This is a genomic window from Phycisphaerae bacterium, assembly GCA_035275405.1.
Taxonomy (GTDB): Bacteria; Planctomycetota; Phycisphaerae; order UBA1845; family UTPLA1; genus DATEMU01.
Genome location: DATEMU010000015.1, coordinates 157,065 through 179,740, shown reverse-complemented (window position 1 = coordinate 179,740; position 22,676 = coordinate 157,065). Strand labels below are relative to the sequence as shown.

21 protein-coding genes are annotated in these 22,676 nt (G+C 62.0%); 12 read left to right on the top strand and 9 right to left on the bottom strand.

Going from position 1 to position 22,676, the window contains the following annotated elements:
• Positions 1–33: 33 nt before the first annotated feature.
• Positions 34–1,410, bottom strand: a complete 1,377-nt coding sequence (locus VJZ71_18520) for a hypothetical protein (protein ID HKQ50077.1) — start codon at positions 1,408–1,410, stop codon at positions 34–36.
• A 97-nt stretch (positions 1,411–1,507) separates the two neighbouring features.
• A complete protein-coding gene (locus VJZ71_18515; GenBank protein ID HKQ50076.1) occupies positions 1,508–2,161 on the bottom strand; it encodes a hypothetical protein in 654 nt (217 codons plus the stop codon).
• A gap of 24 nt (positions 2,162–2,185) precedes the next feature.
• On the opposite strand from VJZ71_18515, the gene VJZ71_18510 reads away from it, so the two are divergent.
• The 3 genes from VJZ71_18510 (at position 2,186) to VJZ71_18500 (ending at position 4,708) form a co-directional block, all read left to right on the top strand.
• A complete protein-coding gene (locus VJZ71_18510; GenBank protein ID HKQ50075.1) occupies positions 2,186–3,211 on the top strand; it encodes a glycosyltransferase family 2 protein in 1,026 nt (341 codons plus the stop codon).
• Entirely contained in the window at positions 3,208–3,681 is a 474-nt protein-coding gene (locus VJZ71_18505) for a YbaK/EbsC family protein (protein ID HKQ50074.1), read from the top strand. The genes VJZ71_18510 and VJZ71_18505 overlap by 4 nt, the downstream gene beginning before the upstream one ends.
• Before the next feature lie 82 nt (positions 3,682–3,763).
• Positions 3,764–4,708: a glycosyltransferase gene (locus VJZ71_18500; protein ID HKQ50073.1), complete on the top strand. Its 945-nt coding sequence runs from the start codon at positions 3,764–3,766 to the stop codon at positions 4,706–4,708.
• Here VJZ71_18500 and VJZ71_18495 read toward each other — a convergent pair.
• Together VJZ71_18495 and VJZ71_18490 are read right to left on the bottom strand one after the other, a co-directional pair.
• Positions 4,694–5,293: a Fe(2+)-trafficking protein gene (locus tag VJZ71_18495; GenBank protein HKQ50072.1), complete on the bottom strand. Its 600-nt coding sequence runs from the start codon at positions 5,291–5,293 to the stop codon at positions 4,694–4,696. The genes VJZ71_18500 and VJZ71_18495 overlap by 15 nt on opposite strands.
• Before the next feature lie 76 nt (positions 5,294–5,369).
• A complete protein-coding gene (locus tag VJZ71_18490; protein HKQ50071.1) occupies positions 5,370–6,350 on the bottom strand; it encodes a lysophospholipid acyltransferase family protein in 981 nt (326 codons plus the stop codon).
• 101 nt (positions 6,351–6,451) lie between these two features.
• Between VJZ71_18490 and mreC the strand changes: the two genes are divergently transcribed.
• The 4 genes from mreC (at position 6,452) to VJZ71_18470 (ending at position 12,715) form a co-directional block, all read left to right on the top strand.
• A complete protein-coding gene (gene mreC / locus VJZ71_18485; GenBank protein HKQ50070.1) occupies positions 6,452–7,399 on the top strand; it encodes a rod shape-determining protein MreC in 948 nt (315 codons plus the stop codon).
• 44 nt (positions 7,400–7,443) lie between these two features.
• Positions 7,444–8,277, top strand: coding sequence for a hypothetical protein (locus VJZ71_18480; GenBank protein ID HKQ50069.1), 834 nt, complete (start codon positions 7,444–7,446; stop codon positions 8,275–8,277).
• Between the two features lie 146 nt (positions 8,278–8,423).
• The gene (locus VJZ71_18475) at positions 8,424–8,957 is read left to right on the top strand and encodes a dTDP-4-dehydrorhamnose 3,5-epimerase family protein (GenBank protein HKQ50068.1); all 534 of its coding nucleotides are present in this window, start codon (positions 8,424–8,426) and stop codon (positions 8,955–8,957) included.
• 155 nt (positions 8,958–9,112) lie between these two features.
• Positions 9,113–12,715 (top strand): mechanosensitive ion channel domain-containing protein, encoded by a 3,603-nt coding sequence (locus VJZ71_18470; GenBank protein ID HKQ50067.1) that lies wholly within the window; start codon positions 9,113–9,115, stop codon positions 12,713–12,715.
• 20 nt (positions 12,716–12,735) lie between these two features.
• Here VJZ71_18470 and VJZ71_18465 read toward each other — a convergent pair whose 3' ends face one another.
• Entirely contained in the window at positions 12,736–13,491 is a 756-nt protein-coding gene (locus VJZ71_18465; GenBank protein HKQ50066.1) for an NAD-dependent deacylase, read from the bottom strand.
• 46 nt (positions 13,492–13,537) lie between these two features.
• Entirely contained in the window at positions 13,538–14,527 is a 990-nt protein-coding gene (locus tag VJZ71_18460; GenBank protein ID HKQ50065.1) for a DMT family transporter, read from the bottom strand.
• A gap of 97 nt (positions 14,528–14,624) precedes the next feature.
• On the opposite strand from VJZ71_18460, the gene VJZ71_18455 reads away from it, so the two are divergent.
• The 5 genes from VJZ71_18455 to VJZ71_18435 all read left to right on the top strand — a co-directional run bounded on the left by VJZ71_18455 (position 14,625) and on the right by VJZ71_18435 (position 19,426).
• Positions 14,625–15,749 carry a PP2C family protein-serine/threonine phosphatase gene (locus tag VJZ71_18455; GenBank protein HKQ50064.1) on the top strand — a complete coding sequence of 375 codons (1,125 nt, stop codon included), beginning with the start codon at positions 14,625–14,627 and terminating at the stop codon, positions 15,747–15,749.
• A 127-nt stretch (positions 15,750–15,876) separates the two neighbouring features.
• On the top strand, positions 15,877–16,737 hold the full coding sequence (locus VJZ71_18450; protein HKQ50063.1) for a CBS domain-containing protein: 861 nt from the start codon (positions 15,877–15,879) through the stop codon (positions 16,735–16,737).
• A 120-nt stretch (positions 16,738–16,857) separates the two neighbouring features.
• Complete coding sequence (gene mdh / locus VJZ71_18445) at positions 16,858–17,796, top strand: malate dehydrogenase (protein ID HKQ50062.1); 939 nt, start codon at positions 16,858–16,860, stop codon at positions 17,794–17,796.
• A 582-nt stretch (positions 17,797–18,378) separates the two neighbouring features.
• On the top strand, positions 18,379–18,972 hold the full coding sequence (locus VJZ71_18440; protein HKQ50061.1) for a hypothetical protein: 594 nt from the start codon (positions 18,379–18,381) through the stop codon (positions 18,970–18,972).
• 79 nt (positions 18,973–19,051) lie between these two features.
• Positions 19,052–19,426 carry a hypothetical protein gene (locus tag VJZ71_18435; GenBank protein ID HKQ50060.1) on the top strand — a complete coding sequence of 125 codons (375 nt, stop codon included), beginning with the start codon at positions 19,052–19,054 and terminating at the stop codon, positions 19,424–19,426.
• A gap of 11 nt (positions 19,427–19,437) precedes the next feature.
• Here the strand turns inward: VJZ71_18435 and VJZ71_18430 are convergent, their stop codons facing one another.
• The 3 genes from VJZ71_18430 to VJZ71_18420 form a co-directional block, all read right to left on the bottom strand.
• Complete coding sequence (locus tag VJZ71_18430) at positions 19,438–21,027, bottom strand: polysaccharide-degrading enzyme (protein HKQ50059.1); 1,590 nt, start codon at positions 21,025–21,027, stop codon at positions 19,438–19,440.
• 104 nt (positions 21,028–21,131) lie between these two features.
• Entirely contained in the window at positions 21,132–22,049 is a 918-nt protein-coding gene (locus tag VJZ71_18425) for an SseB family protein (GenBank protein ID HKQ50058.1), read from the bottom strand.
• Positions 22,050–22,208: 159 nt separating this feature from the next.
• A complete protein-coding gene (locus tag VJZ71_18420; GenBank protein ID HKQ50057.1) occupies positions 22,209–22,574 on the bottom strand; it encodes a PilZ domain-containing protein in 366 nt (121 codons plus the stop codon).
• Positions 22,575–22,676: the final 102 nt, after the last annotated feature.

The window sequence follows — 22,676 nt, the reverse complement described above, 5'->3', positions numbered from 1 at the left end:
ACCCCTCTGCGCCTCCGCGCCTCTGCGAGAGATTCAGGAGGCGCGCGGTCGAATATACCGCACCGCCACGACGCGGTACGCAATCGCCAGCCCCAGAACGATGATCGCAACCTGAATCGCCCGCCACGTCGCCCGGTCGGTGCTCTCGGAGAGTACGTTGTCAAACGACTTCGACATTTCCTCCAGACGTTGGGTGACCCGATCCGACTCGGTCAGACCGCGCAGATCCGCGATCAGCACCTGCAACTCTTTGGCCGTCTGCGTCAGCGCTTCGGCCGTCCGGCGATAGTCATTGATGTCATAAGGCGGCGTCTCTTTTTTTACGCTCGGCTGCGTGGCAGGTTTGGGTTGCCCCGGTGCCGGGGTGCGAAACGACGCCACCATCTCCTGAATCGCCCTGGCCGTACCCGCCCACGCATCGCCCGCCGTCGCCACGCTCTGGCCCGCCGGCTTGAGCGCATCGACCAGCTCGCGAGTTTCGCCGACCGTCTTGCGGACTTCCTCGTGCATCGGCCCCGGTTCCTCGAGACCACCCGTCAGCCGCTCCGCCGAAGTGGCCAGCCGATCGGCGCTCTTCGACGCGCGATCCAGGCTCGCCACCGTCGACTTGACCGTGTCCAGATCCTCCGTCTCCAGCAACAGGAGCTGGGTTTGAAGCCGCGCATCGGCGGCCAGACCTTGCACGACATCCGTCAGGCGGCTGGCGACGACAGTAAAGCCCTTGATGGCCTGGGCCCCTTCATCCACGCCGCCCAGCCAGCGAAACGGCGTGAGCGGAGCTTCGAGAATGGTCTGCAAGACTTTGTCCTGTTCCCCGGTCTGCAGGGCCGCGCGAACCTCGCCGCCGCTGAACTCGCCGCGCAGGGGATGTTCCTTGGCGACGGCCTGTACGCGATTCCGCGCGCTGGCGAGCACGTCCCGAGAAAGGACGGTCCGGCCGATGTTTTCGATCTCGGTCTCACAATGAAGAGCAGCCTTGGTAGCGATGGCCTGGTTCTTGCCGAAGAGGCCGCGGCCCTCGCCCTCGGTCAGGAACTGGCGCATGCGGACGCAGAGGGTCCAGCTGTCCAGAAAGCCGCCAAGGGCGTTGTCCTGGGAGAGGGCATCGCGCATCATCGGGACCATGCGCATCTGCCAGATGAGGACGAGGCGTTTGACGCGCCGCGTGTTCTCCGCGCGGACGAGATCATCACCCGCCTGCGCCAAAACGGCCTCAAAGAGGTCTTCGAATTGATCGAGCTTGTCGTGCAGCTCCTCCTTGGTGGAGGTGAGGTTGAGCGGCCGATCGGCACCGGTCCGCGGCGCCAGGGCATCCGAGAATGCGCCGGCGTCTACGCAACCGCCGATCATTCCGCCGACCAACACCGCAACCACGCCGCCGAATGCTGTCGACGATTTGAGGTGAATCATGGAGTTAACCCTTTCCTTTGGCCCCAGCCCATGCATCGGAGGCTGGATCGACCGCACCCATTAAATGCGCTTTTTCAACCTTGGGAAATGCGCAAGATTACAACGGCTTAAGGTAGATCGCGGTATCCGTGACGCCGCTGGTGGTCCAGACGCACTGCCAGTTTCGAGTCGCCTCGTGAAACCGGCCCCATTCCGACGAAACGGGGCCTTGCGAAGCCCGCCTGCTGTTGGGGGCGTGGGAGGAACAAGGCAGATACCAGTTGATATTGTCCACCGCCAACATTCCGCCGGGCCGGAGTTTCGGGATCACGCGAACGGCGCAGGCCGAGCGATAGATACCATCGACGAGTACGAAGTCCAAGCTCTTATCCGCGAATCGGTCGATGCATCGCACGTAGTCGGTCCGGTCGGCCCCTTCGTCGCCCTGGTCCGATTCGCACAGATGATACTCGACGTTGGTCAGGCCCTCGGCGGCCAGTCGCGGCGCGACCTTTTCGTACCAGGCGCGATCATGCTCGATGCTGGTGAGGTGCGCGATCCGTCCGGCGAACCAGGCCGTGCTGCGGCCCGAGCCGAACTCCAATCCTACGTCGGATTTCTTGAGATGCGCATCCAGGAAACCAACGGCCGCGGGCGTCAGCCACGGCGCATTGGGGTGCAGAACCTCATAGACGCCCAGACGGAATCGATTGATCAGATACCTCGGCGTCCAGTGTCGAAAGGTCCGCATGACGACAAACCCGTCCCTCACGCGGTAATATCCGATCCGATGACAATGTCCGCAACAGAGGCGCCGCTCGTCAGCATCGTGATCCCCACCTGCAACCGCCGGGAGGTCCTGGCTCGCTGTCTCGCAGCGTTGGCCGTTCAATCGTACCCGCGATTCGAGATTATTGTCGTCGATGACGGATCGACTGATGACACTCCGGCCATGCTGGCGGATTTCGCCGCCCGGCATGAGCACGTTGACGTGCGACCTTTCAGTAACGAGCGGCACGCCGGCGCCAACGTCAGCCGCAATCGCGGCATCCGCGAGGCCCGCGGCGACATCGTCGCCTTTCTGGACAGCGATTGCATCGCCGAGCCGGATTGGCTGGAGAAGCTGATCGCCGAATTCGCCGATCCGCGCGTGGCCGCCGTGACTGGGCTCGTGATCGATCCCCCGTCGCACAATATCTACGAATTGATTCTACGCGGCATCGCCCGCGTACACGGTCGCGGCGAGGCTCCGCGGCTGGTCGGCGGAAACATGGCCGTGCGGAGGGAGCGGCTGACCTCGCTGCGATTTGACGAAGATGCCCGCTGGAAATCCCATCGCTCATCCGCCGCGGTCGCCTCGCCCGTTTGCGATGAAGAGAGCATTTTTCTTTCGCTCCGGGCACGGGGCTGGTCCCAGCGCGTCGCTCCCCAGGCGGTCGTCCTCCACGACCATCACTACGATCGAGTGTCTTTTTTTCGCCATGCGTGGGCGGGAGGAAAAGCCGCAGCCTTCATGGTATATAAATACTTCCTGCCGCCGCGGTTGGATTTGCTGCCGCTCTTACTGACCTACGTTAGCATTCCATTGGTCGCTTTCGATTCGCGGCTGTGGGCTCTTCCTTGCGTATTCGTGCTGGCGACGGTCGCCGCGCTGCTCTACAACGAAATAGCACGCAAAGCCAAGTCGCCGGGCGAGGCCCTGATGGGTTTCCCCCTGCTCCTTGTCTATTATCACGTGCGGCTTGCGGGATACCTGTTTGAAGCGTGCCGTCTGCGACTCGGAATTCGCAAGGCCGAGCGTGTTCGACTGGGCAAGGAATGAACCCTGCTTCGAGCTTTCCATCGATTTGCCAATGGCTGGACGGAGCGGGCGTCTCCTACCGCACCGTTCATCATGAGCCCACGCATACGTCGGAGGAATCCGCGAAGGCCCGTGGCGAGGAAGTCCGCGTCGGCGGGAAGGCCCTGCTGGTCAAGACGGGCGAGGAGTTTCGACTCTTCGTGCTCAGCGCGGCCTGCAAACTCGATTCCTCCGCGCTGAAGGCTCGCTTCGGCGTCAAAAAGATACGCTTTGCATCGGCACAGGAACTCGCCGATCTGACGGGTCTCGTTCCCGGCTCTGTGCCGCCTTTCGGCCGCCCGATACTGCCGTTCGAACTTTTTGTCGACGAATCGATCGTGAAGAATGATCGCATCGCCTTTAATGCCGGAAGCCTCACGGACTCGATCGTCATGCCCACGGAGGAATACCTGAAGGTCGCTTTGCCTGCCATCTTCCTATTCTCCGAATAATTCGATGAAAAATCCCCGCACTCTTGACCGACCGGCCCTTTTTGCCTACCACTAAGCGCAACCCGCAAGGGCAGATACGCTAATGACCCCACCCGCCGTCAGCATCATCATCCCGACCTACAACCGCCCGGAACTGCTCCGCGAGGCACTGGACTCCGTCGCCGCGCAGACGTTTCGCGATTACGAAGTCATCGTCGTGGATGATGGCTCGACGCCGCCGATCGCCGACGCCGTGGAGGACCATCCGGTCCGGCCGAAGATTATCCGCCAAAACCGCCAGGGCCCCGGCGCGGCGCGGAACCGCGGCATCGCCGAAGCAAAAGCCGAAATCGTGGCGTTTCTTGACAGCGATGACCTGTGGATGCCGACCAAGCTCGAGCGCTTCGTCGGGGCGCTTCGCGACAACCCCGCCGTCTCGATTTTCTACGGACCGATGACGCCCATCGACGCTTCGAGACAGGAGGTGTCCGGGCGGACCAAACCGCGCCACTCCGGGCGTATTACCGAGGCCTTGTTCAATAGTTGTTTCGTCGACGTTCCGACCGTCGTTTGTCGGAAGAACGTGCTGAAACGCGCCGGAGGCTTCGATGCCACGCTGCCCGTCTGCGAGGACTACGACCTCTGGCTGCGCGTGAGCCTGACCGAGCCCTTTGGTTTGATTGAGGAGCCGTTGGCCAAGCGGAGGCTGCACGATGATCGGCTCAGCAAGTCCACCATGGGGCGGAACTTTGCCATTCGTGCACAAACACTCCTGCGATTCTATGAAAACAACAAGCGAAGCGGCGCGTTGAGCGAAGGCACAGCGCACCCTCGTCTGGCACGGGCATTCTTCGTAGCCGGGCGCGCCGCCCTACGAGAAGGGGATTACTCACAGGCGATCGACATGTTCCGCACGAGTCGCTCGTTTAGGCGCGGCGCGTTGCGACCGCTCATGCTGCAAATTGCTGCTAGCGCCTGCTTTCGGTTCGCGGGTCCATCCCCCAAACCTGAACTAGCCGCAGCCCCGGCGCCTCTACTCGATAAGTAGAAACTCCTTCATGTGCTTGTCGTACATCTCCTGCGCCTGCGGGTCGAACATCGGTAGGCGAAGCTCGTTGATCACCTTCGTCCCCATGCCGACCCATTCCTTCCAGCAGGATTCGCAGACCGTCGCCAGGATCTTCTCGCCGAGTTCGCCTTTGAACGGCCGTTCTTTGAGTTTGGGCCCGCCGCCTCCGCAGCGGCGACACACGAAGCCGCCAGGCCCGGCCGCCATCGTCGTCGGCTCTTTTTTCTCGGCCACGCTGGGCACCGGCGCGCCGAGTTCCTTCAGCATTGTTTCCATGCCCTGCATCGGCATCATGTCGCCCTTGCGATGGGCGACGCGATAGCCGTCCATCAGCGTCCGCACCGCGAGGTCGCGATGCCCTGTCGCGATCTGTACCTTGCCCAGCAGCTCATACGCCTTGGAGTTCTGGCTGTTGAGGGCAAGCACGCGCTGCAGATAGGGGCCGGCGTCCTGCGCCTGTCCCGCCTCCAGGAGCGCTGTACCCAGCGAAAAATGGGCCATCTCGTCGCTCGGGTCCGCCTCCGTCATTCGCCGCAATTTCTCAATCCGATCTTGATCGGCCATGTCGTTACCTCGTTATTTTCCTTTGATGCCCTCGTTCAAGGGTAATCCACCTTCGTAAAACCGCAATCCGTATTCGTCATGCCCCTATCGCGACGGTTTCCTTGCGCTCGACTCGCTCTTCTTTGGGCCGACTCTTCCATCGCCGGTGCATCCACAAGTATTGCTCCGGGGCGACACGAATGAACTCTTCCATCGCCCGCGAATATTCCTGGGTAATCCACATAAGGGGATCCTCGCGATCGCGCCATTCCTCCGGCCGGATGATGCGGTTCACGCAAAGTTCATACCGGTATCCTTCGCCGATTCTCCGCGCGCATCCTACGATAATGGGAACATCGTGTTCCATCGCCAATAGCCCGATGGACTTGTACGTGGAGGCCTTGCGGCCGAAAAAGTCGACGAACAGCCCCTTTGATCCGGCGTTCTGATCGGCAATGAAGCAGAGCGCCCCCCGCGATTGAATAACGTCGCCCGCCGATTGGGTGGCGCCTTTCTTGTAGAGAAGGCGCAGTCCGCCTTGCTCCCTCCGATCGAGCAAGAAGCGATTCAGGTATTCGTTGTCCAGCGGCCGCATGACGGCGACGATCTCGAAGCCCAGCGTCGCCAGCGTGTACCCGAGCAGTTCCCAGTTTCCGTAATGGCCGGTCAGCATAATGCAGCCACGGCGGCCCAGGAGCACGCGCACCGCGTCATCGAGCCTTCGCAGCTTGATGTAATGCGCCCACGTCCACGGCGTGATCATTCGCGGCGTCATAAGCACTTCCACGGCCAGCATGGCCAGGTTTTGCATCGAGGCGAGAGCCATTTTCGACACCGCCGCGTCGCTCAAATGGGGGAAAGCCAGGCGGATGTGCCCCTCGGCCCTGTTGCGATGTTCGCGAAACTTCAGGAGGAGCCTGGAGCGGCCGGGAATTGCGTGGGGTAATGTGAACCACAGCCAGCCGAGCCGGCGCATCACGCGCAGGCTCGCCTCCAGGGGGGAGACGGCCAGCATCATGGCCGCCGACCGCACCACCAGGTAAATCAGATAATCCAGCCACTTCCGGCGCGCTTTCATCGACTCCGATTCTACGTCGGCGCGCGCCAGTTCGCGAGGCTGCAACGCGGAACAATCTCCCTTCGCTATTCGAAATACGACAATCTCTCTATGATGCCGCCATGGCCTGGAATCGATTCCAACCGACGCGGGGCGGCGTCTTTACCCTGCTCCTCGCGCTGTCGGCGATCGCACTATTCCTTCCCCCGGCGTGGACGGATTCCCTCAAGCATGTGGCCCAGCTTCTTGTGCCGGCCTCCGACCTGGCGAGGAGCGCCGGCGATGTCGCGCTGCAGCCCTTGCGCAGCACCGCGTCCGGAATGGATGCCGCCGGCGATACCGAGGCATTGATCCGCGAATTGGCGTCGGAACGGGCGTTGACCGCCCAGCTTCGGGAAGAGAACGACCGCCTCCGCGCCCTGCGCGACCAACAGCTCCCCCCAGCGATCCCGCTGCTCGACGCCAAGATCATCGCCCGCGACGTCGCGCTGTGGCGCGACGCGATGCTGGTCGCGCGCGGCTCGACCCGCGGCGTCCGACGCCACGACTGGGTCGCCTCGCGGCTTTTTGTTAATCGCGGCCGGGCCAGCGGGGTTGACGAGGGCCAGGCCGTCCTCGCACGCCAGTGCCTTCTCGGCGTCGTCGAGCAGGTCAGCCCCTATATGTCGCGCGTGCAACTTCTCTCCGACATCGACAGCCCGCGCGTCGAAGTGCGCGTGGCCCGCGTCAACAAGGGCCGCGTCCAACTTTTTGATTACGCGTGCAGCCTGCGTGGAGCCGGTCGGGGCCGCATGACCATCGAAAACGTCGAGGCGCAATACGTTCAACCGGAGGCCGCCGAACCCGAAGGGAAACCTATGCGGATTTCCGTTGGCGACTTGGTTCTGACCGCACCCGGTCAACTCGGATTGCCCCTCCCGCTGACCATCGGCAGGATTGCCGCGATCGAAGAAAATCCCAGCAAGCGACTCGTTTACCACTTGAGCGTCGAGCCGCTGGTTGACATGGGCGAACTTCGCGATGTGTTCATTGTCCCAATCGTGCCACCGGAGCCGAACACGGCTCCCTGAATCGAAGCAAGCCAATTCCGCCCTTTGCCCTTAAAATATCCGCCATGAGCAGACGATCTTTTCATGACGATGAGTTTCCTTCCGACGAGCGGGGTTCGACCGATCAATCCTACCGGCGAAAGGGCTCGCTTCTGGCGGAGGTGCTCCACGCCGATGCCGAACTGATCGTGGTCAACAAGCCGCCCGTGGTCGAACTCTTGGCGACTTTTCCGGATGAGCCCTCGGTGGAACTGCAACTCCGTCGTACGGGACACCTCGCAGCGGATGACTCGGCGACCTCTCTGTATCACCTCGATGCCGCGTTGAGCGGGTTGGCGGTTTTAGTCCGCAGTGCAGATGCGTCTGCCGTGTTGCAAGGACAAATCGCGGCGGGCGAGTTGACGCTGACCTGCCTGGCGCTGGTTCGCGCGTACGTCTCCGGCGCCTCGGGTCGAATCGACATGCCGCTCCGTCCGCACCCCCGGGGAGAGGAACTGTTGCAAGCCCAGGCAGGTGGCAATCTTCAGGCGGTTACGCAGTGGCGCGTTCGCGATACCTTTGTCGGCTTTGCCCTCGTGGAGTGCATGCCGAGTCTGGCCGTGCCCAATCAGGTCCGCGCGCACTTGCCCGCCGCAGGGATGCCGCTGGTCGTCGATCCGCCCCATGGCGGCGCTGAATCCCTGATGCTCTCCTCTTTCAAGGCCGGCTATCGTCCCAGCCGCCGCCGACCCGAGCACGCCCTGATCGACCGCCCGACGCTGCATGTCCTGCGGCTCGTGTTCGAGCACCCGACAACACATCAGCCGCTTTCCTTCGAGGCCGAACTACCCAAGGATTTCCGCGCGACGCTGCATCAGCTCGATCGGTTCGGCAGAGTCCCAGGTGGGAAACGGGAATGACGAATGTCGAATTACGAATTACAAAGAGAAGAGCGCCCGCGTCGCCCCGACATTCATCATTCGTTATTCGTTATTCGTAATTGTTGCTTGACGGCTCGGTGGTTCCCAATTAGAAACTTACCCGCTTCGACAAGAGGCCTCCGCCCATGAGCAATAAATCCGACCTCCCGCCGCTCAAGACTGTCTTTGCCGACGAAGCGCTCCTCCTGCGCGGTCGCAAGGCGGTGATTGACGGCGTGCGTGCCCGGCGAGCCCGCGTCCTGCCCGATGAACGCGGTCGGCTGGGCGAGATCATCCGCGCCGACGATCCCTGGTTCGAAAAATTCGGCCAGGTTTATTTCACGACGACCTTTCCCGGCGTGGTCAAGGCTTGGCACTACCACAAATTGCAGACCGACCACTTCTACTGCCTTCGGGGCACCATCAAGTTGGCGATGTACGATGCCCGCGACGGCTCGCCGACGATGGGTGAGGTCAACGAGGTTTTCATGAGCGAGCATCTCCCCTCGCTCGTTCGGATCCCTCCCGGCGTTTATCACGGCTGGATGAATGTGTGCGACGTCGAGACCATCGTGGTGAACATGACGACCGAGTGCTACAACTACAAGAACCCCGACGAATTCCGCGCGCCGCCGCACGACAACGATATCCCGTACGATTGGACGCGGAAGGACGGTTGAGCCGCGCGGTGCGCTCAAATTCCCGCGACCCTTCTTAATTCGCAGTAACCCGTGAAGCAATGCCCATGATCGGGTATACTCACGCGGGCATGGAATCGGCTGTAACAATTCTTGATTCGCACGATTCGGAATGCAGACTATTGAAGCGCCAGGCGATGCCGCCCATCGGAATCGGGCCCGCTCGCCTTTTTCTCCTTCTTGTCCTGGCGACGAACTCGGCTGCGCTTGCCCAGTCAAGTACAACCCATGTCGCCGATCCCGCGACGACCCAGCCCGCAACTTCGAAGGCTCCTTCTGATGACGAGAAGCCGCTCGAATTGCGATTCACTACCGTCCCGCGAATTCCGGCCGACATCGGCAAGTGCCTTCAGCAGATTGAAGAGGAGGTGGCCGCCCTCGCACCCACGACGCAGCCCGCGACCACCCAGCCGACGACTCAACCGGACGCCGAACCCTCGGCGCAACTCGATGCGTGGCGAATTGAGCAGTGGAACGCCCTTCAGGAGTTCAAGGGGCAGCTGGAAGAACTCCGCACGCAAATACTCGCGGTTGAGCAGCTTTCTCAGGACGGCGAGATCGCGAAGCTCACCGAGTACATCACCGAGCTAAAGCGAAAGACCGCGGCCGTGGAGGGGCTGGCGGTCCCCGACGACATTTTGGAGGAGGAAATCGCGGAAGCCCGCTCGCTTTATGAAACCAACAACCAGGCCCTCGACGCCCTCTTGGCCACACTCTCTCAGCAAGAGGCACTGCTTCGCGAAGGCTTCACCGCGCAGCGGGGCAGACTCGCCGCTGAGCTTAAGTCTGCGCAGGCGCATCGCCAGAAGCTCGAAGCCGGCGCGGAAGTAGAAGCCAAGGCGGCGGAGAACGAAGTGAGCCGTTCGATGGTCGCAGCCCGACTGCGCGCGTCGGCCGCGCGGGAGGCGGCGCTGGAAACGGCCCGCGTAGTCGTCGAACTCCGCGAAAAACGAACGCAGCAGGAGTTGGAGCAATCCAAACTCCGCCTCGACGCCCTTCGGCCCTACGTCGTCGCACTGCGGAAGCGGATGAACGAACTGATCGAGGCCAGGAGCGCTGCCAGCGTCACGAGGCTTCGCGAACGCATCCAGGACCCTGACCTATCCCCCCTGATGAAGGCGTTCTACCAGCTTCAGCTTCTCCGCGACGAAAACATCGCCACGCTGCAGGCGGACTTTGCGAACGCCATCCGCGACCGTTTTCCCGCATCAGCCCTGACGACCTTGGGGAGTATGGTCAAGCGCGACAAGCGTTATTGGGCCGATTTGAGCCACTCGCTCTCGCGCCGGTCCTCCGCCGAAGTGCTGACCGCCTACCGCGAGGCTGGCCAGGAGCTGGTCGACGCCAGGCGGGTTCGGGAGCGGCTGCTGAGACTCCTCGATCAGAGCTTCATCGAGGAGCGCAAGATCGAGTTGCTCTCGCTCAAGGCGCTGGACGAGTTCAAGTCGATCGAATCGAAATTCCGCGAAGTTGCGGGGCAGGCGGATGACGAGCAGACCATCAAGCGCAAACAACAAGTCGGCCAGTTTCGGCTGGAGCTTCGTAACGCCTTTGACGAGATGCTGAAGTTGGAGCAGGAAGTCATCGAACGCGTGCGCAAAGGCGTCGACTTCGCCCAGGCCAACGTGGCGCTTTGGGAAGAGGCCGAGAGCCGACTTTATTGGGCGCGTCTGATTACGCGCGGTCCGACCATCCTGGAGCCGGAGGAGTATCACGCCATAAGCGCGGAAGTCGAGATGCTGTACGCCGGAGGACTTGCGAAAGCGCTCAACGAAGCACGGCAAGCGGCTCGCCGGCGCTGGCAGGTTGTTACGTGGGTCGATGGTGTGATCCTGAGTATTGCGCTGGCCGGGGCGCTGTTCCTGGGATATCGAGTCTTGCGAAAATCCAGGCGCATCTATCGTGAGGGGCTCGAAGATGGCGACGAAAAGAGCTCCGATGAAGAACTCGCGCCGCCGCGCTTCGGCCGCCGGTTGCGCTTTCACGCGGCCCGTGTCGCCTTCACAGTCGTTCCCATCGTACTGGTCGCGGCGTATCTCGAGGTGTTGATCCAGATTGCCGAAATCTCGGGACCTCCCGCGAGGCTCTTTCGCACCGTCGGAATTCTGGTGTCCGGTTCCGTGCTGGCGTTCGCCGTGTTGAACGCGGCCTTCAAGGCTCCCAAGCCGCGCTATCGCCTTATTACGTGCAGTACCACGGTCGCCCGCTATTACCGCCGCTTTGGGTATACGCTGGTTGTGCTGGCCATGCTCTTAATTGGTTCGGCGATCCTGTTGCAGTCGCTCGACGTCGCCCCCGCGACGGCCGAACAGCTCACGGGATGGTTTGTTTTTGCGACCACAGCGGTAATGTTGGTGTTCATGGTCCGGCGGAACACCGTCCTCAATGTCTTTCCCCGCAACGTCCGCGGACAACTGGCCGGACTGGTGACCTTTTTCCGGGCCGTTCATCCCTTCGGCATCGCCTTGTTTGTCCTGCTGCTGATAATGAACCTGATCGGCTACAGGGCGTTGGCGGCCTATATCGTCGTGGGCTTGGGGGCAACGCTGGCCTACGTCCTGTCGGGAATGCTGGCGTATCAACTCTCCAAGGAGCTGATTCGATGGTGTACGGCGCGCATCCGCCACTTGCACAAGATCTACGCGCCCGACGAGTCCGAAGCAAAGAAGCCGACCGGCGAGTCGGCGGCCCCCGACGCAGGCACGGCCGCGCCGACAAAGCCGACCGGTGCACCGGAGGAGCCTCCGCTGGCCCGCGCCGTCGTCACGGCGGTTCGATGGGCGCTGGTCCTTCTTGTGCTCATGGCATCCCTGAGCATTTGGGGCATCCGGCCTTATGAAATCAAGTTGATCCTCGACTACACACTCTGGCATCGGGGCGATCACTCCATCACGCTCTGGAGAATCGCCGGCTCGGTGCTCGCGATCCTCGTGGCGGTCATGATCTCGCGCACCGCAAGGCAGACTCTCAACGCGCGTTTTTATCCCCACCATAAGAGCATCGATCGCGGCGCCCAGGCGGCGATCGACACACTGCTGCACTATTTGATCATCGCCATCGGTGTGTACATCGCGCTGCAGACGCTCCGGCTGGATTTCGGCGCCATGGCCGTGTTGTTCGGAGGACTGGGACTCGGCATCGGTCTGGGATTCCAGCCGCTCGTCGTGAATTTCGTCAGCGGCCTGTTCATGCTCTTCGAACGGCACGTCAAGGTGGGCGACGTCGTCATCGTCCACGACAAGATGGGGGAAGTCACTCGGGTGAGCATGCGCTCCACCACCATCCGAACGCCGGACGGGGTTTATCTCGTCATTCCCAACGGCGAGTTCATCAATCAAAAGGTCGAGAATTGGACGCTGGAGGGCAAGCCCATCCGCGGATTGGTGGATGTCGGCGTCTCGTACGGGGCCGATCCCAAGCGCGTGAAGGAACTCCTGCTGGAGATCGCCTTCGCCGAGCCGAAGGTCCTGATGGACCCGCCCCCGGATGTCTTTTTCACACAATTCGGCGACAGCAGCCTGAACTTCTCGCTGGCCTGCTGGTTCAACAATCCCGCCGAGCGGTGGTTTGGCATGTTGAGCATGCGATATGCGATTATGGAGAAGTTCCGCGAGAACAATATCGACATCCCGATCCCGCAGCGGGCGTTTAACTTTGCCAGCGATCGCCCGATCCAGGTTCAGCTCTTCGACGGCAGTGTGCCCCAGCCGCCGCGAGCGACCGCGAAGGTGAATGTCTGAGGCCGACACGGCGGCATTCGTTATGGCGGTTCAAGAACCGTGCGCATCGTCTCCCCAATCGGCGCTCGAATCACCAGCTCCGCCATCTCATCAAGCGGCGTCGGCTCGCGGTTGATGATGACCAGCCGTGCCCCGCGCCGCTTGGCGATCTCCGGCAACTCGGCGGCCGGATACACGACGAGGCTCGATCCCATCGCGATGAACAGGTCGCAGTCCCGCGCCCATTGTGCCGCCTCCATCATGACCGTCGCGGGCATCGCCTGGCCGAAGGAGACTGTCATCGACTTGAGGTAGCCGTCGCAGGCGTCGCAGCGCAGTTCCTCCTCGCCCGCGTCGAGACGTTGTTGAATCTCCTCACAGCCCCAGCGTTTGTCGCACGACAGGCAATGCACCTTCATCGCCGTGCCGTGCAGCTCCAGGACGCGGCGGCTGCCCGCCCGCTGGTGCAACTCGTCGATGTTCTGCGTGATAACGCCGCGAATCCGGCCCTCTTCCTCCAACCGCGCTAATGCTGCGTGACCCGCGTTCGGCTTCGCGGCCAGCAGCGTCGGCATCATCTCGCGCCGCTGCCGCCAGAAACGTTTGCGCTCCTCGGCGTCGCGGACGAAGTCGTCGAACATGACTGGCGTGTGCCGTGTCCAGAGCCCTCCCGGGCTTCGAAAATCGTCGATCCCGCTCTCGGTGCTGATTCCCGCCCCGGTAAACGCGACGCCGCGCTTGGCCTCGCGCAGCCACTCGGCGAGCGTCGCAATCGCCTGTCCTCCATCAACCCGCACGACTCGCCCTCTCCTTTCGCTCTTCGCCATTCGCTATTCGCCATTTCTAGGCCTTCGCCCCCACCGGACCCGCCACCGCCTCGCCCAATTCGCCGACATCCAAAGCGGGCTCCTCTCGCTTTGGCCTCGGCCGCTGCTGCTCCGCCACCAGCAGCATCATCGCCCCGGCGATCATGACGAACCCGCTGGTCCATTGCCAGCGCGACAACACCTCTTCGAACCAAACATAGGCGCCGATCGCACAAAGGAACGGGGCCAATTGCACTATCGCCGTGCTGATCGCCACCCCCAGCCGCGCGATCGCCGCATAATACGACACGTGACAGATCGCGATCCCGATCAGAGCCGAGAGGATGAGAATGAACCAGTTGTAGGCACTCAGATCGAAGACTTGGCGGCCGCGGCCGTCCGCGAACAACAGCATCATCACGACCAGTCCCGTCGCCGTGTACAGCGAGATGACCGAAAACGAGGTCATCGACGGGATGCCCCGCATGTAATAGCGCACGCACACGCCGTACAGCCCGAAAAAGGCTCCCGACGACGCCCCAAGAATAATCCCCGTCGCGGTCATGTGCCCGATTGGCGCATGGCCGAGGAAAACCGTGCCGATGGAGCCCGCCACAATCGCCGACATTCCCGCCCAGAATAACTTGCTGCGTAGCAGCACACGTTCATCGGCAAAGAGAACGAACGCTCCCAGCATCGAGGAAACCAGCGCGACGCGGATCAGAAACCCGCCCAGCCCCGGCCCGATGTAATAGGGCATCTTCGCGTAGAGCATCTGGCCCATGAGATTGAAAAACGTCGCCGGCAGCGCCCGCCACCAGATCCCCTTCGGCAGCGTCCCCCGCCGCGCCCCCACTAGCAGAAGCGGCAGCCACAGGAGGGCCGAGACGCCATACCGCCAGCCGTTCGCGGTCCACGCGTCGATGTAAGGAACGAGGTGCTTGAGAAACAGCAGGATGCTCGCCCAGCCGAGGAGCGTCCCGGTGACAAAGCAAATCCCCGCGAAGTCGTACTTCTTTTCAGTCACGGTCACGTCGGCAGTGTAGCAGCCGCGCATCGGTTTCGACAGCCGGACGGATCGTTGCTATTCGACGACAGTGAGTTTGATACAATCCCGCCCGACCATGCCAAAGGATAATCCCTTCATTCCCCCGATGCCTCCGGCCCTCCGCTTCCGTCTCTACGCCGGCGTCTTCCTGATGTTCGGGACGATCGGCCTGCTCTTCGACCTCTGCCTTCTGCGCTCGCGACCGCCGCTGGGCGTCGCGGTCATGGCGGTGCTGACCGGCCTTATCTCCGTCGGCTGGTGCCACGCCTTTCAATCCACTTTTCGTTGGATCATCGTCATACTGCCGTTCAGCATCTTGGCGCCGATGCTTTTCGATTTTGCCCTGCCGCGACATGCCGTGTCCTATCAGATTCGCGGCGGCTTCAGCCCGCGCCACGCCGCCGACGCCCTTGCCGTCGGCGTGATGTTGGTCGGCGGCTATTCGCTGATCGTCAGCTTTATCCGCAACGAGTCCAAGCGTCACGAGCGTCTCGAAACTGAAATGGCCCTCGCCAAGCGGATTCACGATTCCCTCGTCCCGCCCATCGCCTTCAAGACGCCGCAAATCGAAGTCTTCGGTCGAAGCGTGGCCAGCAGCGCCGTCGGCGGCGACCTGCTCGACGCCGTGAACGACGGCAAATCCGCGACGCTCTTCATCGCCGACGTCTCGGGCCACGGCGTGGGAGCCGGCGTCCTCATGGCCATGATCAAGAGCGCGATTCGCATGCGCCTGCGCGAAGGCGGTACGCTCGACGCCGTGGTCAACGACCTCAATCGCGTCGTGCACGAACTCACTCGTCCGGATGCCTTTGCGACCTTTTCCTGCCTCCGTTTTTCGGAGCCGGGAAAGGCCGCCTACGCGATTGCCGGTCACCTCTCCATCCTCGTTTATCGCTGCCGATCATCCGCCGTCGAAGAGCTGCCGAACGATCATCTCCCCCTTGGCGTCATGGGCGAGGAGTCCTACACGGCCAAGACCGTTGCGTACGATTCCGGCGACCTCTTCGTGCTCTTAACCGATGGCTTCATGGAGACATTGAACGGCCGCGACGAACAATTCGGCGAGGAGAGGATCAAGGAGCTGATCGTTCGGAATGGTGACAGGCCGCTGCCATTTGTCTACGAAACACTCACAGCCGCCGTGAACGCCCACGGTCCCGCCGGCGACGACCAGACGCTGCTTCTCGCCCGCGCCCTTTGACAGCCGACTGTCGCAATTGAACCCTCTCGCAGGGCGGGCTTTTGCACATCTTTTCCCGCCGGTATGATGCCACACATCATCGGTTCACGGCGTATGTCGTGCACTCGGGAGTGGTAGGACGCACCATATGCAGATTCTGAAGATTGCGACTCGCGATGTTCTCACCGTCGCGCCGGCGGATTCGATTGATCGGGCGATCTCCCTGATGGAAGAACACGGCATTCACCATCTCGTCGTGACAGACGGGTCGAAAGTCGTCGGGATGTTGTCTGACCGCGACATCCTGGTCAGTACGGGATGGATGCTGGAGATCGAACGCCGGGACCCGACAGGCCATGGCCGGCCGATCATGGGCCCTTGCCGGATTGAACAGATCATGTCTCGGCCCGTCGAGACCCTGACCGCCCACGCGAATGCCAAAGAGGCCGCCACACGCTTGGTGGAGAGAAAGTTTGGCGCCCTACCCATCATGACCGGGAACAGTCTTGTCGGGCTCGTGACGGAGACGGACCTGACGGGTAATCTGCGGCGCCAGGCGGAGTCCAACGAAAGCGTGCGTGCCCTTTTGTCTGCGCCGGTACGCGAGTGGATGCGCACCCATGTGATCAGCGTCGGTCCGAGGTGCCCCATCGCGGATATCGTTGGTCTGTTCCGTCGTTATCGATTCAGACACCTCCCCGTCACCTTGGAAGACGATATCCTGGGGATCGTCTCTGACCGCGACGTGCGGCGGACTTTCGGTTGGTCGCAAATACACGACATGCAAGCCCAGGAAGCGGCGCGGACGTTCGAGGGCCCGCTCCTGGCCATGGAGATTATGCAACAACCCGTACGGTCGATCGGCGTCTCCGACACCCTCGCCGCCGCACTGGATCAAATGTTCGAACACCACATCCACTCGCTGCCGGTCCACGAGGGCGGCCGCCTGCGCGGCATCATCACGCAAACCGATTTCGTAAAGGCCATCGCCCGGTTGGAACTCCTTTAGCCGGTGTCATTGCCGCAGGGCCTTGAATTTGCCATCCGCCCGCTATGCGCGCCGGACCGACCCCGCTATTATGCTTGCGTCTGAGAGCATTTGTTTCACGCCATCAGGAGAATCGACACCATGAAACGAGCCAAGATCACCATCATCGGCGCCGGCAACGTCGGCGCGACCTGCGCCCACTGGGCCGCCGCCAAGGAACTCGGCGACATCGTCCTGCTCGACATCGTTGAGGGCATGCCGCAGGGCAAGGGCCTCGACCTCCGCCAAGCTGGGCCCGTCGAGCGCTTCGACGCCAACATCGTCGGCACCAACAGCTACGACGACACGAAGGACTCCGACATCGTCATCATCACCAGCGGCATCGCCCGCAAGCCCGGCATGAGCCGGGACGATCTGATGTCCACGAACATGAAGATCGTCCGCGGCGTCAGCGAAGAGGCCGCCAAGGCCAGCCCCAAGGCCGTGTACATCATCGTCTCCAACCCGCTCGACGCGATGGTCCAGACCTGCTGGAAGGCGACCGGCCTGCCTACGAAACAGATCGTCGGCCAGGCCGGCGTGCTCGACACCGCCCGCTACCGTGCGTTCCTCGCGATGGAGCTGGGTTGCAGCGTCGAGGACATCGTCGCGGTCCTCATGGGCGGTCATGGCGACGACATGGTCCCGCTGCCGCGCTACACCAGCGTCGCGGGCATCCCCGTGACCGAGCTGATCCCCAGGGACAAGCTCGACGCGATCGTCAAGCGCGCCCGCGACGGCGGCGCGGAGATCGTCAGCCTCCTCAAGACCGGCAGCGCCTACTACGCCCCGGCGGCGGCAACGGTGCAGATGGCCGAGGCGATCATCAAGGACAAGAAGCGGATACTCCCCTGCGCGGCATATTGCAAGAGCGAGTACGGAGTCGGCGGCTACTTCGTCGGCGTGCCGTGCGTGCTGGGTAAGGATGGCGTTGAGAAGGTGATCGAACTCAAGCTCGATGGCGAGGAGCGAAAGCTCTTCGACGCCAGCGTCACGCACGTCAAGGAACTTGTCGCGTGGGTGGAGAAAAATTGGGCGTAGCAGCCTTTCGCAAAAATCCAAAACTGGCGCTCTTGATCCCACCAGGAGTGGTGTCACCGTCTCTTGCCACGGGCTGTTGGTACTACAACGCTACGTTTCTTCGGCGGAGTCGGCGAAAACAACTGTTCAGGGTCGTTTCAGGATCGAGGGCTCCAACCTTGCGCTGGGATAATTCGGCAGGCCGTTCCAGTGCCCGATCCCGCTTGGAAAGCCCCCAAACCGCGGTTTTGCCGGAATTTCGTATCGTTGCAATACTGGCCGAGTCCAAAAATTTGACAATTTTTCCGAATTTTCCGCCCAAGAGCGCGTGAATGTTCCGCGTGATCGCACGCAATAGTAATTAGACCAATTGGTCTCGAAGGACGGCCGATTAGACCCGCCGCCCATTTGAGCCCGAGTTCAAAGGCCAGCCCGAGAACTGGGCCGCAGATTCTCTCGCAGGGTCACCGCAGAGGTCCATGAAGAAAGGGTGTATCGATGAAGCGCAGCTTTTTGACGGTTCTGTTCATTTGTCTCTCCATTTCTGCGGGACTCTTATGCTCTGGCGCATGCTTGGGCGCGTGCTTGCCCGTAGCCGGCGTCATGCCCCCGACAACACCCGGGGCCGGGGGATCGGCCGGTGGCGGTGGCCAGGAGGTTCAATGCGACACGGCGTTCGACCGCACAGGCACGCTGCGAAGCGACGGCATTTTCACCTCGATGTTGATCAACAACTTCGTCATCGTTGGCGACGAGGGCAACACCAACCTCGCACAACGGGGCATCGTCAGCGTCGTGCTGAATCAAATCCCCGCCGGTGCCAACGTCGAAAGCGTGATTCTCCAGATCATGGGCTCTGCCCCGGAAGGCAACCCCTTCGACGATTTCGGTTTCATGACGGTCGATCACATTGACGTTGTCGCCAACATTGGCGCCACCGCTTTCCTGGGAAAAACGCTCACGGCGAATATTGCAACCATCGACACGCTTCCCGGCGGCCTTATGCAGCAGACCGTGGCACTGGATGTGACCGCTCAGGTCCAGGCCGACCTCGCCGCCGGACGGCCTATCTCCTCTTTCCGGTTTCAGTTCACGAACGCGCCCTCCCTCGACGGCGTTTTCGACCAGGTGTTTTTCGCCGCCAATCAAAACGATGCGAGCGCCCGGCCGATCGCGATCGCGACCTTTACCCCGTAACGCCGCCGGCGTCTTACGATTAAAGTGATGGAGGCGGGGATACGTGCAGCGCTCGCGGCCAAAGAAGTGGAGGTCTCAGATGTCCCGTCCAATTCTGCTTATCGTTCCGCTTGCCATGTTCGCCGGCTGCGGTCATCGCTACATGATCGTCGGCGAGTCCGACACCAGCAAAGCCATCGCCGTCAGCATTATGAAAACCGGCCACGGCGAGCCGCATCGGCTTTACTACACCGAGCTGACCGGCAATGACACGGAGTTCGTCTGGGACCGCCGCGTCGACGATACGGACGCACAAGTCGAGGCGTGGTTCGAGCCAAAAGACCGCCCCGGCCCCCCGACGGTCTATACGCTCCCGCCCGAAAAGCACGTTCGCCTGAAGCTCGACATCGACGACGGGCGAGTCGTCGTGGAGGAAACGAAGATCGACGGGCAGGAGCATCAAGGCGACGATTAGAGCCGTCCCTGCTACGGACAACCGCCAGAGGTGAGCAGGGCTACAAAGCCCGGAACATCGCGACCATCCTTGTTCTGATCCCCGTTAAAATCCGCCCCTATCGCCGGGCAGCCCACGTATGTGGCCGAATAGAGGTCTTCATCGATCAGCGCGAGCACAAACGCCGGCACATCCGCCATGTCCCGATCCCCGTCGCAGTCCAGATCGCCCGCGCAGGCCGCCGTCTGCCGCTCAAACGCCCCCACATCGCTCGCCGCGCCCGCAACCGTCCGAGCCTCGCTCGATTGATGCTTCACGTATTGCCGGGTGACCGCCCCATCCGGCAAGACCGCCGGGTGCAACGCGGTCGCCGCATCAAGGCACGGCGAGCCCACCGCCAGCCCAAACTCCTGCGTTCCCGCGTTCACAAACCCCGGCGTCGCCGTCTCGATTGACGTCCCGTCATCGTTGACCGTCCCCGAGTTGCCGAAAAACGAATCCACCCAGCCCGGTTTCATCCAATTGTGCGATAGGTCGAGCACACCCATGTCATCGATCATCTCCAGCTCGGTGCCCGCCGTCGTGACATAAACGATGTTGTTTCGCGCGTCGCAGTGCTCGTCATTCGTCGACAGCCGCATCAGCGTCGTCCGGTCGGCCCGCGTTGAGACGACCGTGTTGTGATAAAAATAGAGATTGCCCTTGCGATAATCGCCAAGTGTCCCGCTGTCGCCGCCATAGTGAAGAATCTGCCGGTTCCCCGCCCCCGCCGGCTCGATGAGCACATTGCCGTACACGTCTGTCCGCCGATATGACGGATCGTCGCGGATGAGCGTGCTGTCTTCCGCATCGACCAGATCGAGCTGACGGTTGCCCCCTTCGATCCAGTTGTATCGCACTACCTGCCCCGCCGAGCGATCCTTCAGGTTGTTTCCACTCGCCCCCGACAGCAGCGGCCCGAACCGGTTGTACTGGTAAAGGATGCCGATCGCCGCCGTGTAGGTGTTGTGCTCAAACAGGCTTCCCGAATTGCCGTTGGAGTGGATGTAATTTCCCTCGATGATAATCCTGCGGGAGACATCCGGGCCGAACGAGGTGACGAACAACCCGTTCCCGCAATCGCGCAGGATGCACCCCCGAATCGTAATGTCCTCGCCAAGTCCGACGTGAATCGCGGCGGCATTCATCGCATAGGTCTCCACACCGCCGCTGTCATTGGTGAACGTATTGGGCGGCCGCGCCCCGCGAATATCCAATCCCTCCACGAAAATCCACTTCGCAATTGTATTATTCGGTGTATTCGACCCGCCGATCTTGATCACCGACCGGTTCTCGTTCCAGTAATTCAGCGGCGCGGGCGTCGTTGCGTTTTGTCCGTCGATCACCGGCAACGCGCCGCCCGGCCCCGGCACGCCGCGCACGCTGATCGGCGCGGTCTGCGTACCCTGCCTCCCGATCACCCACTTTTCCCGATAAGGCGTCGCCCGCCAGTGAATCCAAACCGTGTCGCCGGGGGCCAGCGTATGCCACGAGACGGCTCCAATGTTTGCGTATGGTTGCCCGTCGCCGACGTGGTAGTCCGCCGCGCGCAAAGAATTAGCCGCCTGGCTGCAAACAACCAAGGCGGCAATTATTGTTAGACGAAGGGGTGGGGAGGCTCGCATCGACACGCAGGATTCTTGCCCGCGCGAGCGGCGAAGTCTACCGCGTTAATAACCGGTGTGCATTACCACTCATCCGAATGCGCCCCGCTATGGTCGCAGGCAGTCAGCGGGGCATAGTAGAATCGCAATCCGTGCTCGCGCGCCGAGCCTCTCAGATCTTCCCGAGTCAGCGGCAGGAATTCGAATTCCACTCCGCCGGTCACGGCCTCGCGCGTCTGCGCCCGCAACCGGCCAAGCGTTTCATTCACTGCCTCCGGAGACATCGGACCGGCGAATTCCACGCCGACACCCAATTGCGGCGCGGCCCCGCCGACTGTCACGTTAAAGAGATAGCCGGCGGAAACCTCTGGTCGTTCGGCCAGCGCCTTGTGAAACCGGTCCTGCAATGATGGTTCGACCGGGCCCAGAAGCGGGCGCACCGTAACGGACAGAGTGACCGTTGGCGCCTTCCGAGGTTCGGGGACCGCGGACTCCTCCGCCTGCATACTTTCGGAATTGCCGCCCTCGGGCGCAATCCAGTTCGCGGCCGCCAGCCCCTCGGCCAGCGACGCGATTTGCGGCCGATCCAGCGTCCGGCCGGTCGGTCCATTCGGGTTGATGACAATGTGATCGACGCGCGTCTCCAGCGCGACGGCGAAGACGTCCGGCCCGCGCATCGCGACCCACCCGCAGTCCTTCGCCGCCCAGGCCTTGAGCGATTGCTCGTCCGTGAACACGATCATGTCGACCTGCCCGTCGTCCTTCCGGGACGACACCATCGGCACGGTCAGCTCCTTCTCCGAGCGGTGGCCAAGCCATCCGCTGGCCTCGCCGACGGCCCGCGTCGTGGGGATCAGCAGCTTGCTCTCCAGCAGCGCCTGGTGAACCGCGCGGACCGACTGAGGCATCGGATTCGCCTCGGCCCGCTGCATGGCGGTAATCAACGGTCCGTTTTCAATGACGACTTTCTTGTGCCCAAAAAACTGCGTAAAGAGGCCCATCGTTTGCCCCCTGCCTTCCCGTTTGTGTAAGATGAATAACCCGACGCGGCCTCGACGCACTGCCGCTCAATCCAAATCTACGATTCAATCTGTGAAGTGCCAAACCCTTTCGCCACGCAAAACCGCCGCACGAATCGACGCCAGGGTCTGGAAAGCGTTCTACGCGTCCGGAAAGTCCAACCGGACGCCTACTTTATAGCCCCCTACCGTTTGCGTGCTGTGCATGACGCGGCCGCGCAGAAGAATCTCCTGACGTCCCCACTGCCACCGGATTGTGACTTTCGTCGCATCTGGAATCTCGCGAGGTGCGCGAGCGCTGATCCCGGTCATCGAGACCTGTAACAGGTTCCACGTCTCTCGGAACGGCTCATCGTCGAATTCGCCGCTGACTTTTATCTCCCCGTCACAGGAATACCGGCGCGTGCTCCGGCGAACCTTGGGCTCCATTTCCGCAAGGCTGGCAGTGGAGACGACCTTCGACCATTCGTCGCGGGAGGTCGGTATCATTTCAGCGGTCGGATTCATGGACGTTTCCCTTTATCCATGGCCCTCGATGATATCGGCGTGGCGGTTCAGAAACGTTACGATTTATCTTGTCCCCGAGGCCATCTCGTCCCGATAATCAGG

Coding starts and splice junctions, on each gene's coding strand:
- VJZ71_18435 (HKQ50060.1), top strand. CDS start 19,052: ATGTCCCGTCCAATTCTGCTTATCGTTCCGCTTGCCATGTTCGCCGGC.
- VJZ71_18520 (HKQ50077.1), bottom strand. CDS start 1,410: ATGATTCACCTCAAATCGTCGACAGCATTCGGCGGCGTGGTTGCGGTG.
- VJZ71_18495 (HKQ50072.1), bottom strand. CDS start 5,293: ATGGCCGATCAAGATCGGATTGAGAAATTGCGGCGAATGACGGAGGCG.
- VJZ71_18510 (HKQ50075.1), top strand. CDS start 2,186: ATGTCCGCAACAGAGGCGCCGCTCGTCAGCATCGTGATCCCCACCTGC.
- VJZ71_18470 (HKQ50067.1), top strand. CDS start 9,113: ATGCCGCCCATCGGAATCGGGCCCGCTCGCCTTTTTCTCCTTCTTGTC.
- mdh (HKQ50062.1), top strand. CDS start 16,858: ATGAAACGAGCCAAGATCACCATCATCGGCGCCGGCAACGTCGGCGCG.
- VJZ71_18440 (HKQ50061.1), top strand. CDS start 18,379: ATGCCCCCGACAACACCCGGGGCCGGGGGATCGGCCGGTGGCGGTGGC.
- VJZ71_18455 (HKQ50064.1), top strand. CDS start 14,625: ATGCCAAAGGATAATCCCTTCATTCCCCCGATGCCTCCGGCCCTCCGC.
- VJZ71_18480 (HKQ50069.1), top strand. CDS start 7,444: ATGAGCAGACGATCTTTTCATGACGATGAGTTTCCTTCCGACGAGCGG.
- VJZ71_18490 (HKQ50071.1), bottom strand. CDS start 6,350: ATGAAAGCGCGCCGGAAGTGGCTGGATTATCTGATTTACCTGGTGGTG.
- VJZ71_18420 (HKQ50057.1), bottom strand. CDS start 22,574: ATGAATCCGACCGCTGAAATGATACCGACCTCCCGCGACGAATGGTCG.
- VJZ71_18475 (HKQ50068.1), top strand. CDS start 8,424: ATGAGCAATAAATCCGACCTCCCGCCGCTCAAGACTGTCTTTGCCGAC.
- VJZ71_18425 (HKQ50058.1), bottom strand. CDS start 22,049: ATGGGCCTCTTTACGCAGTTTTTTGGGCACAAGAAAGTCGTCATTGAA.
- VJZ71_18505 (HKQ50074.1), top strand. CDS start 3,208: ATGAACCCTGCTTCGAGCTTTCCATCGATTTGCCAATGGCTGGACGGA.
- VJZ71_18450 (HKQ50063.1), top strand. CDS start 15,877: ATGCAGATTCTGAAGATTGCGACTCGCGATGTTCTCACCGTCGCGCCG.
- mreC (HKQ50070.1), top strand. CDS start 6,452: ATGGCCTGGAATCGATTCCAACCGACGCGGGGCGGCGTCTTTACCCTG.
- VJZ71_18500 (HKQ50073.1), top strand. CDS start 3,764: ATGACCCCACCCGCCGTCAGCATCATCATCCCGACCTACAACCGCCCG.